10 protein-coding genes are annotated in these 14,615 nt (G+C 60.0%); 7 read left to right on the top strand and 3 right to left on the bottom strand.

Annotated elements, in window-relative coordinates:
• Positions 1–11: 11 nt before the first annotated feature.
• Genes HY795_04290 through HY795_04280 form a run of 3 tightly spaced genes read right to left on the bottom strand, consistent with a single transcriptional unit; the run spans position 12 to position 2,760 of the window.
• On the bottom strand, positions 12–2,075 hold the full coding sequence (locus tag HY795_04290; protein MBI4804437.1) for a DDE-type integrase/transposase/recombinase: 2,064 nt from the start codon (positions 2,073–2,075) through the stop codon (positions 12–14).
• A gap of 11 nt (positions 2,076–2,086) precedes the next feature.
• On the bottom strand, positions 2,087–2,323 hold the full coding sequence (locus HY795_04285) for a helix-turn-helix transcriptional regulator (protein MBI4804436.1): 237 nt from the start codon (positions 2,321–2,323) through the stop codon (positions 2,087–2,089).
• Entirely contained in the window at positions 2,320–2,760 is a 441-nt protein-coding gene (locus HY795_04280) for a hypothetical protein (GenBank protein MBI4804435.1), read from the bottom strand. Before HY795_04280 ends, HY795_04285 begins: the two co-directional genes overlap by 4 nt.
• Positions 2,761–3,108: 348 nt before the next feature.
• On the opposite strand from HY795_04280, the gene HY795_04275 reads away from it, so the two are divergent.
• From HY795_04275 to HY795_04245, 7 genes are all read left to right on the top strand, one after another.
• The gene (locus HY795_04275; protein MBI4804434.1) at positions 3,109–3,492 is read left to right on the top strand and encodes a hypothetical protein; all 384 of its coding nucleotides are present in this window, start codon (positions 3,109–3,111) and stop codon (positions 3,490–3,492) included.
• A gap of 960 nt (positions 3,493–4,452) precedes the next feature.
• On the top strand, positions 4,453–5,628 hold the full coding sequence (wecB, locus tag HY795_04270) for a UDP-N-acetylglucosamine 2-epimerase (non-hydrolyzing) (protein ID MBI4804433.1): 1,176 nt from the start codon (positions 4,453–4,455) through the stop codon (positions 5,626–5,628).
• A gap of 7 nt (positions 5,629–5,635) precedes the next feature.
• Positions 5,636–7,903, top strand: coding sequence for a phage adsorption protein NrfB (nrfB, locus tag HY795_04265; GenBank protein MBI4804432.1), 2,268 nt, complete (start codon positions 5,636–5,638; stop codon positions 7,901–7,903).
• 104 nt (positions 7,904–8,007) lie between these two features.
• A complete protein-coding gene (locus HY795_04260) occupies positions 8,008–11,007 on the top strand; it encodes a tetratricopeptide repeat protein (GenBank protein ID MBI4804431.1) in 3,000 nt (999 codons plus the stop codon).
• Complete coding sequence (locus tag HY795_04255; protein ID MBI4804430.1) at positions 11,004–12,374, top strand: tetratricopeptide repeat protein; 1,371 nt, start codon at positions 11,004–11,006, stop codon at positions 12,372–12,374. The genes HY795_04260 and HY795_04255 overlap by 4 nt, the downstream gene beginning before the upstream one ends.
• A 16-nt stretch (positions 12,375–12,390) precedes the next feature.
• Positions 12,391–13,407, top strand: coding sequence for a DUF4434 domain-containing protein (locus tag HY795_04250; protein MBI4804429.1), 1,017 nt, complete (start codon positions 12,391–12,393; stop codon positions 13,405–13,407).
• A gap of 677 nt (positions 13,408–14,084) precedes the next feature.
• On the top strand, positions 14,085–14,573 hold the full coding sequence (locus HY795_04245) for a penicillin-binding protein activator LpoB (GenBank protein MBI4804428.1): 489 nt from the start codon (positions 14,085–14,087) through the stop codon (positions 14,571–14,573).
• Positions 14,574–14,615 lie beyond the last annotated feature (42 nt).

Below are 14,615 nucleotides of genomic sequence, written 5' to 3'. Positions count from 1 at the left end.
CCCGCGTTTGTCTATTTCGCTTGGGCCTGAACGGTGGAACCGTCCCAGGCTATGCCTTCGTAACGGTAGTAATCGTGCAGGTCCGCGTAGTGCGGAGAGCGCACATATTCGGCCGCCCAGTCGTCATCCGCGCCGGTCCAACGGTCCCGGTTGCGCATGAGCCAGGCGTAACGTTCTTGCACGCTCGTAAAGAGAGGACGTCTTGCGGGTGCGGCGGCTTCTGCGGGTTTGATGACGGGCAAGTCCAACACCACGGGCTTCGGTGCGCTGAGGGTGTCCGCCACAAGGGTGTCGTACTGGGGCGCTTCCGGCAGCTGGACGGACGCGCCCGGAGCGATCCGTGCGACTTTGTCCGCAAGGCGGCTGATTTGGGCCTTGGCCCGCCTGTCACGTGCGGCCTCAACCTGGTTTTGGGGAAAATAGGGGATGGAGTTTCCGTCGAGCACGGCGGTACAGATTTTCTCGCCCCTGGTGGTCCAGGCGTATACCCGTGAGGAATCCCAAATGTCGTAGCGGACTTCCACATAATCGCCGTGGAAGTCGGCCAAATCTTCAGAGTAATAGCTGCCGTTGAACAGCTGCACCATGCCGTTGCGCACTTTGCGAGGAATGCCCGGCATGAACAGCTCGTCCTTGATGGACTCGGCCACCCGCACCGGCTCCCAGTTGCGCAGTTCGTAATTGCGCCAGGCTTCATCCGGGGACAGATGCCGACGCCTCCCTGTGGAGCTGTTCTCGATCTTGGGCAGGCCACGATGCGGGGTGGCGTTGTATTCCTCCACGCGGGCCAGCATTGCGGTCTTGAACGCTTCCCAGGTGGGCAACAGATTTGATTTTCCGAGCTTGTTGATCTCCGCCCGAGTGATCTTGTAGACCTTCTTGCCCGCATCGACGTCCATGTCCGCGTGCATGCTGGACGGCAAACGTTTGGCCACCGGGCCGCAGATGGTTTTCACGGCGCGCTCCATCAGGCCCTTGCCTTGCGGGCGTCCGGGGATGCTGTTGCGCATTTCGATGCCCAGGCGGGCCAGCATGCCTGTACTTTCGCTTCGCATAAGCGCGTTTTTGTAGCCGGAGCCGTTGTCCGTGTAGAGGATGGCCGGAATCCCGCCGAACAGGCAGGCCATGCGCAGGGCGTCCAATACGGTGAAGGCGCTTTCGGCCAGCCCCAGGGACAACCCCACGCACCGGCGCGTGGCCACGTCGATCACCAGGGTTATTTCCGGCTTGAAGGGCTGGCCGTGAAGTGGGTGCTGAATTTCCCCGTCGAAGGTGGTTCCGTCGGCCGTGTACACGTCGCCGGGCCAAAGTTCATCGGTCTTACGCCGCTTGTGCGGACGAAGCTTAAGCAGAGCGTTGCCGGTGGCGCGTCCGACTTCCCTGTCCGGAAGGGCCACCTTGTCCAGCCAGCGGCGAACGGCGAAAATTGAGGGCTGCTTGCCCTTGTATTCGTCGGCGAACCGCCGGTAGGCGTCAGCAATGGTGGGCTTTTGCGGCTGCTGGAATATGGCCAGGAAGGCTGGAGCCCAGGCGGGCACGGTCATGTCCTTGCCCTGGTGCCTGGGAACCAGGGCAGCCTCGCCGCCCTCGGCGAACAAGGAGCACCACTCATACAGGCGGCGGCGAGAAAGACCGCGATGCTCACCGTTGCCATAGCGGTCATTGGCTACGGCAACAGCTTTGGCCAACGATGGGGAAAGCTTTCCTTTAGTGGAAGCCTCCACAAGTTGCCGGATGGCCTTTTCCTTCTGCACGGCCTGGGAGACGCGTTCGATTTCTCTAACGAAGAGGAGACGCGCTAACGCCGTATCCCGCTGTTTCTGGGAGAACTTGCTAAAAGTATCAGGGATGGCCGGGGCGTGCGCCAAAGTATCCTGCGGGTCTGATGCAATCATGGCCGCTGCAATGGCGTCGCGCGTGTCAGTCGGCATTGAGGCGAGGAGCCATTCATTCCCTCCGCCTCGCCCCTGACGCTTGCGGGCTTGCCAGTCTTCACGCTTAGCTCGGCGCAGGACCGAGCTGACCACAACGCTAAGGAATCCGGCAAGTTCCTGGGAAGTGTATGCGTCTGCCATGGATAAGCTCGTTAAGCAGCTTTCTTCGTGGTCAAGCATTCAGGCAGATGGAGCCACTGCGCCGGGCAGCCCAGGTAGCGCATGTGAAGGAGCACTTTTTTATTGTTGCGCATGCCCAGGAGGGTCTCCCTCACAAGATTTCTGCTCACGCCCACCTCGCGACCAACAGCGGCCATTGAAAGACCGTTTGAGGCCAGGAATTCACGGATGCGCCAAAAATTCCTTTTCTTATCCGACCGGTTGCTCACCGCAGTTCCTCCAAAATTTCTTCCTCCAGGCGACGCTTCGCTTTGGCCCTGGCCTTGTTTTCGATGCAAGCGCGCCCGTAGTCGCGCAGTTTCCTGTCCTCGTGTGTCATCACATCCACGCCCAGGGGACGAAGCATCGCCTGAATCGCTCTAAGGTCCCCGGTGGCCAGACAAAGGGCCAAAACCGCGAGAATTGATGGCGGGTGATCACGATCCGATGGCGAGAGCCATTTATCCAGGGTGTCCTTGCTGATGGAGCGGGTATTTCCTGAGGTCAGACGGACGTTGGCACTTCCGGCCAAGGCGTTTAGCCGGTCCACCAAGAGCTTGCGGCCCTCTTCGCTCGCACCTGCGGCGGAGTTCATGGCCGCCCTGATGGCTTGAACAACACCGGCCAGCGAGGTGGTGTCGTCGTCAAAGAGATTGAGCTGCCGCATCGTTCACCTTTTGCTCGAACCAGCGTCCAAAATAGACTCGTCGCTGGACGTTGACCCTTGGTTGACGGGCAGGTAGAGAAAGAGGTGACTTGACTAGTGTTTTTGTCTACCGCCCACGGCCCTTGTTTGCCTATTTTTAATAGCAAATGCAAGTAAAAATAGGCGCAAAAGTTAAATGTAGGCAAATTTTACAGAATAATTAGTTATTATATATGATTATGACAAACTGATGGCGCAAGGCTTCACGCAAAACTTCACCACGGGAACATTTGCATAATGACCATCAAATCGAGAATTCTAAAGGCTCGCGGGGATGAAAGCAGGGCTTCGTTCGCTAGGCGGGTCGGCGTGAACGTCAACACCTTGCGGAACTATGAACAAGGTCTCTCTCTGCCTAATTCTGACATATTAGCCCTAATCTGCGCTGAGTACGGCCTCAATCCAGCTTGGTTGCTGTTGGGTGAAGGCCCAATGAATGTGGGGGAACAGGCTGGAGCGCAGTCACACGAGGGTTCAGAAATATCGTCCATTCCAGCAGGAGGAATGGACGCCTTATGGAAGGAAAATCGAGATTTGCGCCAGGAGAACCGGGAACTTCGCCAAGAGAACCGCGCGCTGCTCAAGGAAAACGCCGATCTGCGCGTCGCGGTTGCAGAACTGAAGCCTCGTGGGGCTCCATCGGTAGACACTACGGATGAGCACGACAATAAGGCGGCCCGTAAGAGCGCCTAACGGAAAATGCTTAGTATATAAACTATATTGATAGATTTTTTGTAGGACGTAGTTATTTTCCCAGGGTTGCCCGTATAGCGAATCAGGTTATTGAACGCAATAATTTATTTATTGTTTACGGGTAGTTGTAATTTGATATCGGCTTGCCGCATTCAACGGTGTCCTTCTCATAAAAAGCCATATCTCTAGCGGACTAGTGCCATTTCTCGTGCAAAATCCGAATATAATGGCATCAGTTTCGACTGATCGGTGCCAAATCCGATAACCACGCCTATCTAGCCACAAATCCTGGCGTGGCTTGGCTTCCCGCCGATTTCTCGATCACATCTGTTAGTGCCAAACTGCTCGCCTCCCCAGTTCTGCCCCAAAACCATACAGGCAACTTTCCGATCTCGTCCGCGCTTACAGATGCGCACGTGCTTGGTTTCCTGAGCCTTTATACAAAGGAAATTGGAGCGCCTCTTCGTGGCCCATTGGGTAGGGCGGAAAAAACCGCAACTAAGATTCCGGCTACTTAGGGGGCTCAAGTAGGGGTTTCCCACCTTGTGAATAACAAGGAAGTGATAAACTAGTTAATTGAACCAAGTCATATGATTCAGGATAGGTCATCTGAAAATGTAACCCCGTAAAATGAAGGTCAGATGATCAGAAAATGACGGCTGGCATGTAAAAATACGATCTTCATGTGAGAAGAGGGAATGGATTGACGGCCATCCGTTGTCAGTTGCCCATCCGAGATCATGTAACCGGAAATGAACCTGAGAAAACTATAGCGGAGTCAATTGTTACGGACGCAAACAAATCCTTGATCAATCAGGGAAAGCTTCATAGTGACCCCGACCTCCAATCGTACTGATGAAGACACTTCATCCGGAACATTGGAGATGAGAAGTCCATGAGCAAATAATGTTAGGCGCTCCGGCAATCGGCGGTTCCCAATAGAAAGGTTGCTAGATTATTATGAATAAATTGCGCATAGCCGTAGCACTCGGTACACGCCCCGAGGTCATCAAGCTTGCGCCAGTGGTCAAGGCCATGCGCGCCCGGGCGGACGCCTTCGATGTGTCGGTGATCTCCACCGGCCAACACCGGCAGATGCTCGACCAGGCCCTGGCCCCCTTCGGATTGGAGGTAGAGAGGGACCTGCGCCTCATGCGCGACAACCAGACCCTGCCCGACCTCACCGCGGCGACGCTCACCGCCATGACCTGCGCGCTCCAGGAGTTCAAGCCCCAACTGCTCCTTGTGCAGGGCGACACCACCACGGTGCTCGCGGCCACACTTGCCGCCTTCTATCAAAGGATACCCGTGGGGCACGTGGAGGCCGGGCTGCGCAGCCACGACCTGGCCAATCCCTATCCCGAGGAAGCCAACCGCAAAATAACCAGTGTTTTGGCTGAACTGCACTTCGCACCAACCTCAGGCGCACGCGACGAACTGATGCGTGAGGGCTATCCGGAGCGCAACATCGTGGTGACTGGCAACACCGTGGTGGACGCTCTCCTGGAACTCGCGGCCATCCCGTACAACACTGCCGGGACGCCTTTGGAAGGGCTTCCCCTGGATGGCAAGCGTCTGGTGTTGGTCACTTCCCACCGTCGCGAATCCTTCGACGGAGGTCTGGAGCGCATCTGCCTGGCCCTGCGCGACCTGGCCCACGCCTTCCCGGATGTAGCCCTGGTCTACCCAATGCACCTCAATCCAAATGTGCGCCAAGTGGTGCAGACCGTGTTGGGTGATTGTCCCGGCGTGCATCTGGTGGAGCCACTTGACTACCCGGGAATCATCCATCTGATGCAGCGTGCGGAGCTGATCCTCACGGATTCCGGCGGGATCCAGGAGGAGGCCCCCACCTTCGACACTCCGGTGCTTGTGCTGCGCACGGTCACCGAACGTCCCGAAGCCAGCCTGAACGGACAGGCCATCCTGGTGGGCGTGGACAGAGCGCGCATCGTCACAGAAGCCTCGCGAATCCTCTCGGACCCCAAGGCCCGCGAGGCCATGACCGGGCGAGGCAACCCCTACGGCGATGGCCGCGCCTCCGAGCGCATTGTCCAGGCGGTGTTGCGCTGGTCCGGCGGCAGCTATCCCCTTCTGGAGCCTAGCGAGCAGTTCAATTTGAAGCTGTCCTGGTAACAAGATGATGTGGGATTTTGATCTGATTGCTCCGTTCGCCCTGCTGGGGCTCAAGCTCGTGCTCATCGCCCTGAGCATCGTCTTCTTCCTGAGCGGCATAGACGAACTCTTCTTCGATTTCGTCTACCTGGTGCGCTTAGTGTACCGCAGATTGTTCATTTTGCCCAAGTTCGAGCCGCTGACTGAGCAAAAGCTGCTGTCCGTGCCCGAAAAGCTGATAGCTGTCATGATTCCATGCTGGGACGAGTCCGCAGTGATCCGCAAGATGCTCACCAACACCATTCGGAGCGTAAACTACTCGAACTACTATATCTTTGTGGGAACCTATCCCAACGACCAGGCCACCCAGCGCGAGGTGGAGATCGCCCGCGAGAGTTTCGACAATGTCCAGCGAATCGTCTGCCCAAAGGACGGCCCCACCAACAAGGCCGATTGCCTCAACTGGGTCTACGAGGGCATCAAGGTTTTCGAGAAGGACAACAACCTCACGTTCGAAATCTTCGTGATGAACGACTCCGAGGACATCGTCCATCCGCTCTACCTCAAGCTCTTCAACTACCTGATTCCGGCCAAGGACATGGTGCAGTTGCCCGTGTTTCCATTGCCTGGGGTGTGGTGGAACCTCACGCGCGGGCATTACCTGGACGAGTTCGCCGAGAACCACTGCAAGGACATGACCGTTCGCGAAGTGCTGAGCAAGAGCGTACCCTCGGCCGGGGTGGGCAGCGCCTACAGCCGGCGCGCGCTGGATACTCTGGCCGCGGAATCCAACAACCAGCTCTTCAACATCAATTCCCTCACCGAGGACTACGATTTCGGCATGCGCCTTGGAAAACACGGCTTCAAGCAGATTTTCGTACGCCACGCCATCCTGCGCAAGGTCAAGAAACGCGGGATATTCGGCCGCCCCCGGGAGGGGATTCGCCGCGAGTACGTGGTCATCCAGGAGTTCTTCCCCGGCACCTTGAGCACGGCCATCCGGCAGAAATCCAGATGGGTCATCGGCATCGCGCTCCAGGGCTGGGCATCCATCGGGTGGCAAGGCAACTTCTGGACACGCTACATGCTCGCGCGCGACCGAAAGTCCCTCCTGACCAACCAGGTGAACATGCTGGGCAACATGCTCGTGCCCATCATCGGGGGGTTCTGGCTCTACAGGGCGCTCGACCCGGAGGGATACAGGTATCCGCCCCTGGTGGACACGGATTCGCCTCTCTGGATTATGCTGTACATCAACATGTTCTTCCTTCTCTGGCGCATGTTGTGGCGTGGCCTGTACACCACGCGCATCTACGGCCCGTGGCAGGGGCTTCTGTCTGTTCCACGCCTTTTCTGGGGGAACTTGATCAACTTCTGCGCCACAATGCGCGCACTGCGCATGTATGCCCGCTACCTGGTCACCGGCAAGATCATCGCCTGGGACAAGACGGCCCACGTTTACCCCTCCGAAGAAGAAATGCGTGCCTATCGCCGCCGCCTGGGCGACCTGCTGCTGGACAAACGTTACATTACGGTCCACCAGTTGGATGAGGCCCTGGAACAACAGAAAAAGACCGGCCGCGCCCTGGGCGATGTGCTGCTCTCCCTGGGGCTCATAAAGGAGGACGACCTGGTGCAGACCCTGGGAACGCAGTTCCGCCTGAGCACTTCCCAGATCGACCCCTATGCCGTTCCTCTGAATGTGCTGGGCCTTATCCCCAAGGAAATAGCCCAGAGAAACGACATCTTCCCCCTAGGGCTGGATACCGCCGGGGCGTTGCGGGTCGCCGTGCTGAGCCCCCTGGGAAGCGCGGATCGCAGCCGCCTGGAAGAGGCCCTGGGGCGTCCTCTGGAGATGGTTCTCACATCCAAGAGCAATATGGCCTTTGCCCTGCAACGCGGGTATGAACGGCTGCAGGTCGAGGATGTCCCCGCGTCCTGCCACCTGGGGGAACGCCTGCTGCAAGAAAGCGTGATCACCTCGGAACAGTTGGACAGCGCCCTCAGAGAACAACGAGGGAGCTATTCGCGTCTGGGAGACATACTTGTCATGGAAGGGCTCTTGCCGTTCAAGCGGCTCCAGCAAGCCATATCGGACTTTTTCCAGAGTGGAAGCCCCACTGGCCGTTTCGGCAATTTTCTCGTAGAGAATTCCTACATCACGCAAAGCCAACTGGACCATGCGTTACGAATCCAGACGGCCAAAGTACGCCTCCTGGGTGACATCCTGGAGGGCATGGGTGTGAAGAACGCGTCCATCAAGGACGCTCTCGCTAAAAAGTGCGAACAGGTCTAGGAGCGGAGCTGAGGCGGATGCACGTTTTGGATTCCATGGTGAGGCGAGGCCCTCACCGTGCCCCTACTCCGCAGGCCCGAACAGGATGGCGTCATGCCTTTCGCATGGCCCTCCTGGCGCTTGCCACCGCGTTCATGTTCTTCGTTCTCCATGTGCCGGTTGCCGAGGCCCAGACTTTACCGGACTCGGTGGTGCTGGAGGGTAACTGGTTCACGCGAGAGCTCACCCGTCTGCGCTCATTCCCGCACCTGGACAAGGCCTACCGTCTGCTCTCCCAGGGGCGCCGTACCGATGCCGTTGCCGAATTCGCTCAATACCTGGAGATAGTCCCCACCGATTTCAAGGTGCAGGAACTCTTCGTCAACCTCTTGGCCGACGAGGGCCGCATCGACGAGGCCCTGGGCCGTGCCGACGCCATCCTCAAGGATCATCCGGGCTTGGCCAAGCTCCGTCTCGTGCGGGCCAACCTTCTTTCCCGCCTGAACCGCGACACCCCGGCGGCAGCGGATTACGAACTCTTGCTTCAAGACCCGGCCCTGGACCAGGAATCCGCACGCCAGGCCTTGGCCGGGCTGGCCGCCATACGGCTGCGCCAGAAGCGGTATGCACAGGCCCTGGAACTCTTAGACGCGATGAAGAGCGGGGCGGACTCCCCCGTGGCGATGCTGTTGCGTTCGCAGGCGCTCCTGGGGCTTGGCCGTGCTCCTGAAGCGTTGATTCTGCTGGAACGAGTCCTGGCCGGCGCCCAAACGCCCAAAGACAAGACGGACGCGCTGGCCGTTCTGGCTCAAGGGCTCACCGATATGGGCGATCTGGACGGGGCCAGGGAGCGTCTGCTGGAGAGCCTTCGGATACTGCCGGATACTCCCGCGACTCTTCGCGCCTTGGCTGATAACGCAATGCGACGCAAGGAGCCCGGCCAGGCAGTGGAATATGCGCGTAAGGCACAATCCCTTGAAACCACACCCGCCGCTCGTGAACTCTTTGCCAACGCCCTGATCCAGGCGGGCAGGCCGGGCGAGGCGGCGCAAATCTTTGCGGAACTGGCCTCCTCGGCCAAGGGCCCGGCTGAACGCGAACGCCAGCTCATTCGACAGGCCAACGCCCTCTCCCTGGCCGGAGACGATGCGGCCGCCACGGAAATCTTCGCGCAGGCGGCAGGGGGGGACAAACCCGTGTCCGCCCTGGAAGGACTCGCCTCCAGCCTGGAGCGTCTGGGCCGTTTTCAGGAGGCGGCCCTGGCCCAACGCAAGGCCCTGGAGGCTTCCCCTACGGCCCAGCGTCTGCTCAGACTGGCCGGGCTCACGGACAAGGCCGGCAACCCCGGCGAGGCGGCCAGGATACTGGAGCGCGCCCTGGCCGGAGAATTGACGGACGAGGCGCGGGTAGCCGCTTCGGAGGAAATGGGTTTTCTGCTCGACAAGGCCGGGAAGCACCGGGAGGCCCTGGAGGCGTGGCGGACGGCCCTGTCCAGGCGGCCGGGCGACGCGGCACTGCTTTCCCGTATGGCCGCCCTGAGCCAGCGCTTGGGCGACATCCAGGGCGCGGTCCGCTACGCCCAGGCAGCCCGCGACGCCAAGCCCGACCTGGAGACCACGTCCTCATTGGCAGTGCTCCTGGCCCTCACTGGGCAGACAGGAAAGGCTGCCGACCTTTTGCGTCAGGCACTGCCCCTGGCCGCCGGGGACACCCAGAAGGAAGCCGATTTGCTGGAGCGTTTGGGCACGCTAGAGGCCATGACCGGCCGCCACGAGCGGGCCGCGCACTCTTTCGTCCTCTCCTACGACAAGATGCCTACGGGCCGGGCTGAGCTGCTTGCCAGAGCGGCAGGCGAGCTGCTCGACGCGGGCCGCGATGAAGAAGCCCGCCCCATACTGGAGCGCCTGCTCCGGTTGCCGGGGCTGCCACTGGCGGTGCGCGCCCAAGGCTTGGCACGATCCGGGATGCTGGCCCTGCGCCAGGGCGACATGACCCTGGCCGGGCAGACACTGAATCAGGCGCTGGCCACGGGCGCATTGCCCAAGGCCATGCGCCTTGATGTTTTGGTGTCCCTGGCCACCATAGCCCAGCGCGGCGCAGAGCCTGCCAAGGCCGTGGAACTCTTCGAGCAGGCCATGCGTGAAGGCATGGAGCCATGGCGTGCGCGGTTCGCCATGGGCTTGGCCCTTTTCCAAGCCAAACGCTACGCCCAGGCCCTGGAACAGTTCCAGATGGTGAAGGGGGAGAAGCCCGGGCCACGAGTCTCGCTGGCCATGGCCCGCTCCTATGAGGCGCTCGACAAGCCGGGCCTGGCCATCCACAACATGAGGGAAGTGTTTCCCAAACAGGCTGGACTTTCCGAAGAAGAAAAGCGTGAATACTATTTCGCCCTGGGGAACCTCTATGCCCGGACCGGCGACAACAACCAGGCCGCCGAGGCCTACCGTCAGAGTCTTGCTGTTCGGGAGGACCCGGCGGTGATGCTCCGCCTGGCACGCATGGAACGCTTAAATGGCAACCCACAGGAGGCCTTGCGGCTTTTACGGCTTGTTCAGGCCCAGGCAATGCCCGGCTTGGACTTGGCTGGTGTACGGACCGAACAAGTGTCCTTTGTTGAGGCCGGATTGAACCGGCCTGCTTCAGCCAAGAAAATGGGCTCAGGCTCGCCCGTGCCTTCGGCGCAGGCAGCACCGCCCACCGGACCAGGAATCACGCAGGCATCGCCTGACGGGCAGCCTGCCCCCGCTCTCCAGACCGGGCGCCGCCCACCAGCCGCGGCTCCCCCGGATCAGCCATCCCAGGCGCCGGACTCCTCCAGGGCAGTGTCCGTGGTGCTCGTGGCGGACGACGCCTCGGGGACCATGGTGCTCTTCAAGGGCGTCGGTTCTGATGTCCGGCCGGCCGTCTTCGCCCTTGAATCCCCGAACCGCCTAGTTCTTGATCTTCCAGGCAAGTGGCGCATGCAGGACAAGGCAGTGTTGTCCGGTCCGGGCGGCCGCGTCCAGGGTGTCCGCTCGGGCCTCCACCCGGACAAGCTGCGTGTGGTGCTGGACCTTGCGGGCAGACCGGGCGATCAAAAAGTGGAGAACACCCCAGAGGGACTTCTGGTGAGGTTCGGCCGATGAAAAATGGTCGTCGCCCCGCCTGGCGGGCCTTTGTTAGGGCGTTCCTGCTGGCCCTGGTCTGGATCGCAGCACCGCTGGCCATTGCTCCCCGCGCCTTGGCCCAGGATGCCCAGGCCCAGCCCCCCGCATCGCTTAGCCGTAGCGACCAGCTGCTCTTCCTGGACGAGCTCTCAAAAACTCTCATGGAGCTCAAGGAGCCGGAACAGGCCGAGGCAGCCTTGCAAGCATCGCTTGCCATCGAGCCCACGCCGGAGAGCCTCTCGCAGCTGGCCAAGTTCTACCAGGCGATGGGGCGCAACGACCTGGCCGTGGAAAACTATTCCAAGGCCCTGGCCATCCGCGAGGATCCCCAGGATCTGGCGGACATGGGCTACTGCCTGCTGGCCCAGGGCAAGCGCCAAAAGGCGGTTGCCGCCTGGGACCGCGCCTTGGCTCTGGAACCGGAACGCCTTCGTCTCTGGGAGGATGCCGGCTACGCGTACATGGTGCTGTGCAAGAACGGCACGGCCATGGAGCGCTTCAAGTCCGCCATCGACAACCAGCCCCTCTACCCGGCCCGCACCGAGGAGGAAGCCAAGGCCGTGCGCGAGACCGTCCATCGCCTGCGCAAGGAAGTCTCAAAGCTGGACACGAGCTTCTCCCTCACCGGCTACATGACCTACTACACCAGCCGCGCCGGAGCTTCCGACACTCCCGGGGGCCAGGGCGGCATCTACCAGCCCTCGGCAAGCGGCCTGGAGATGGCCTGGACGCCCCCCGTGATCGGCATGCGCGACGACCGCATCCTGCAACTGGTTGGGCGCATCAACTGGACTCTTGAGCGCAAAAGCTTCAACTTCGACCCCGATTCGACCCAGGCTGCCGTGGGCTTTCGCTACAAGCCACTGAAAAGCCAGAATATCTTCTTAGGTGCCGAGCGGTTGATCAAGATCGGCAAGAATGCCGAGGACAACTGGCTCCTGCGTGCCATGGGCTCCTGGACCAACGGGTACGACCTGGACCCAGAACGTTCCAACTGGAACTTCAGCTACCTCTATCTGGAAGCTGACCGCTACCTGGACAGCCCCAGCCGCTTCCTCTTCAACGGCGAGGTGCGCCAGGGGTGGACCTTCAAGGTGGGGCGCAATGCCATGATCACTCCCCATCTGGTGGCCAACGCCCGGATATGGACACCGGATGACAACCGGCTTTCACTCTGGGAGGGGGGCGCTGGGATCTCGTTCAAATACCTTTTCAACGAGACCCGGTACACAACGCCGCGCTCCTACCTGGAGATACTGGCCCAGTACAAGGCCGGCCGGCTCTACAACAGGACGTCGGAACAGAACGTCGACGGCGCGTACCTGACCACCATCGTGCACTACTGATGCAAAGAGCATTGCCATGACACTCCGCACGCTCACGGCGACCCTGGCCATCCTCCTCTGTTCCTGGGGGGCTCAGGCCCAGAGCCTTCCCACGCCACCACCTCGCTTCGAGGCCAGCTTCTTCCAGCCTCTGAGCGGCCACGGCGCGTGGCCCCAGGAACGCTGGGAGCGTATGTTCGACGACCTTTCCGCCCTGGGCGTCAAAGAGCTGGTGGTCCAGTGGAGCGCCAACGGGAAGGTACGTTTCTTCAGGCAAGGAGATTGCGGGGCCGACTGTGTTCCCCTGCTGGAGAACCTTCTGTCACTGGCGCAGGCGCGCGGCATGACCCTGCGCCTTGGCTTGACCCACCAAGAGGACTGGTGGTCGAAGATCACGCGCTCCCCTGAAGTCGTGGAGGTATACCTGCGCCGCCTGGAGCAGGACAACCTGCGTTTGGCCACGGAAGTGCACGCCCGGTTCAAGGATTCGCCCGCCTTCGGAGGCTGGTACCTTCCCCAGGAACTCGACGACGTGAACTGGAACGGGCCGCGCCGAAACCTCATAGTGGACCATGTGCGAGCACTGCGGGAAGGGCTGCGGCGCATCGATCCCGGCCGCCCAGTGGGGATTTCCGGTTTCGTCAACGGCTTCCTGGATCCAGCGGCTTATCAAGAATGGTTGCGAGAATTGACGGCGGCCGCGGGGATCGAACTCTTCTTTCTTCAGGACGGGGTGGGCGTGCGCAAGCTAAGCCTCGAAGAACTCCCCGTTTACCTTGGGGCAGCGGCCAAGGGCGTCGCCCAGGGTGGGGGAACCCTGCGCCCCGTGGTGGAAATTTTCACCCAGACCCACGGCGAGCCCATGGACAAAGAACCCTTCCAGGCCGAACCGGCGGACTTCTCCCGGGTGGCCAGACAGTTGGCTGTGGCCGGGCGTTACGCGCAACAGGGCATCACGGCCTTCTCCCTTCCCGAATACGCCTTGCCCTCAGTGGGCCCACTCCAGGCTGCTTTCTACCGCGACTACCGGCAGTACCTGACAACTGGCCGCTAGAACCGGCCAGACTGCCTCGTGCCCGAGCCGTGGCAACAGCTAGAAGGCGAAGCCTTGCCGGTTAAGGGTTTTCACGAACGGTTGCGTTGCAGCTCCCCTCCCCAACCCCGAGGCTGAACTATAGCTCCCGCCCCGTTTTCTCAGATGAAGCGGACTGTTACCGGCCGATGCACGTGTGGACAGACTCGTCGTAACGTGGAGCAAGTAAAAGATTTTGTGACTCTTCGGGCGGCAAAGTGTCGGCTGCAACAGTCCCCAAAATACGAAAGGCCACAAATTCCCGTCTTGAAGGGGCCACCTTGAGCGTTCAGGCGGTACATGCTTGTTTGCTTCGAACCCTGAATCTTGAGGCGGTTCTCCACACTCTCGAATGATCAGAGTGATCGACTCCGACAGGAGAAAGTGCGTGCGTGCATAGACAAAATGAAACCTTGAGCCGTACTGGTTCGCTTATTCTGATGTATTTTTCTTGAACTGGTAGGGTTACACGAAATGCCGAATTGCATTGCACATTTGATTACATTAACGCCACACATGGCGAGAGAGACCAAGATCAAAATCATATCCTCGCGTAATAGGATGATATGCGAATTATCTGTTTATTTCTATTGATCAGCATGTTGGCAGGCTGTGGAAGTTCGAGTCTTTCCCAGTTCTCTACGGAAGCGTTGGGATCAATGCCGCGAAAAGTGGCTGTGTTCCCTATGGCGAACCTGACCACCCATCCGTATGCGGGCCAGATAATAGGCGAACTCCTTTTCACTGAACTCAAGAGCGTCCAGCAGTTCAGTGTGATGAGCAATGCTGAATCATGGAAGGCCTTTCAGGGCAAAGAGACGGATCTGGAAGAAGCGGCTCTCCATCAGAACGTGCGTCAAACGGCTCTTCAACTCGGAGTGGATGCCGCTGTGTTCGGATCGGTCACCGAGTATCGTTACAAACGCGGTGTCGACGAAGAGCCCGTGGTCGGAGTGGCCATCCGTTTGATGGACGTGGGCACAGGCACTATTCTCTGGGGTGCCTCCTTATCGAAGGCGGGTGGTTGTTGCTCCTTTGGGGGAGACACGCTCTCCAGCACTGCCCAAAAGGTTTGCAAAGACCTTGTGAACAGCCTTCAGAAAGAATTCTTGCGCAAGGGCGCCCACAAGTCCGGTACAGCCGGATAGCGCCAACACATTCGAGTATGATCTCCTCTTCGCGGCCCAAGA

This window comes from Desulfovibrio sp., from assembly GCA_016208105.1.
In the GTDB taxonomy this organism is placed as follows: domain Bacteria; phylum Desulfobacterota; class Desulfovibrionia; order Desulfovibrionales; family Desulfovibrionaceae; genus Fundidesulfovibrio.
Note: the sequence above shows the minus strand (reverse complement) of the source record. Positions and strands in the feature narration are given on the sequence as shown.

Coding starts and splice junctions, on each gene's coding strand:
- HY795_04290 (MBI4804437.1), bottom strand. CDS start 2,075: ATGGCAGACGCATACACTTCCCAGGAACTTGCCGGATTCCTTAGCGTT.
- HY795_04280 (MBI4804435.1), bottom strand. CDS start 2,760: ATGCGGCAGCTCAATCTCTTTGACGACGACACCACCTCGCTGGCCGGT.
- wecB (MBI4804433.1), top strand. CDS start 4,453: ATGAATAAATTGCGCATAGCCGTAGCACTCGGTACACGCCCCGAGGTC.
- nrfB (MBI4804432.1), top strand. CDS start 5,636: ATGTGGGATTTTGATCTGATTGCTCCGTTCGCCCTGCTGGGGCTCAAG.
- HY795_04260 (MBI4804431.1), top strand. CDS start 8,008: ATGGCCCTCCTGGCGCTTGCCACCGCGTTCATGTTCTTCGTTCTCCAT.
- HY795_04255 (MBI4804430.1), top strand. CDS start 11,004: ATGAAAAATGGTCGTCGCCCCGCCTGGCGGGCCTTTGTTAGGGCGTTC.
- HY795_04250 (MBI4804429.1), top strand. CDS start 12,391: ATGACACTCCGCACGCTCACGGCGACCCTGGCCATCCTCCTCTGTTCC.
- HY795_04245 (MBI4804428.1), top strand. CDS start 14,085: ATGCCGCGAAAAGTGGCTGTGTTCCCTATGGCGAACCTGACCACCCAT.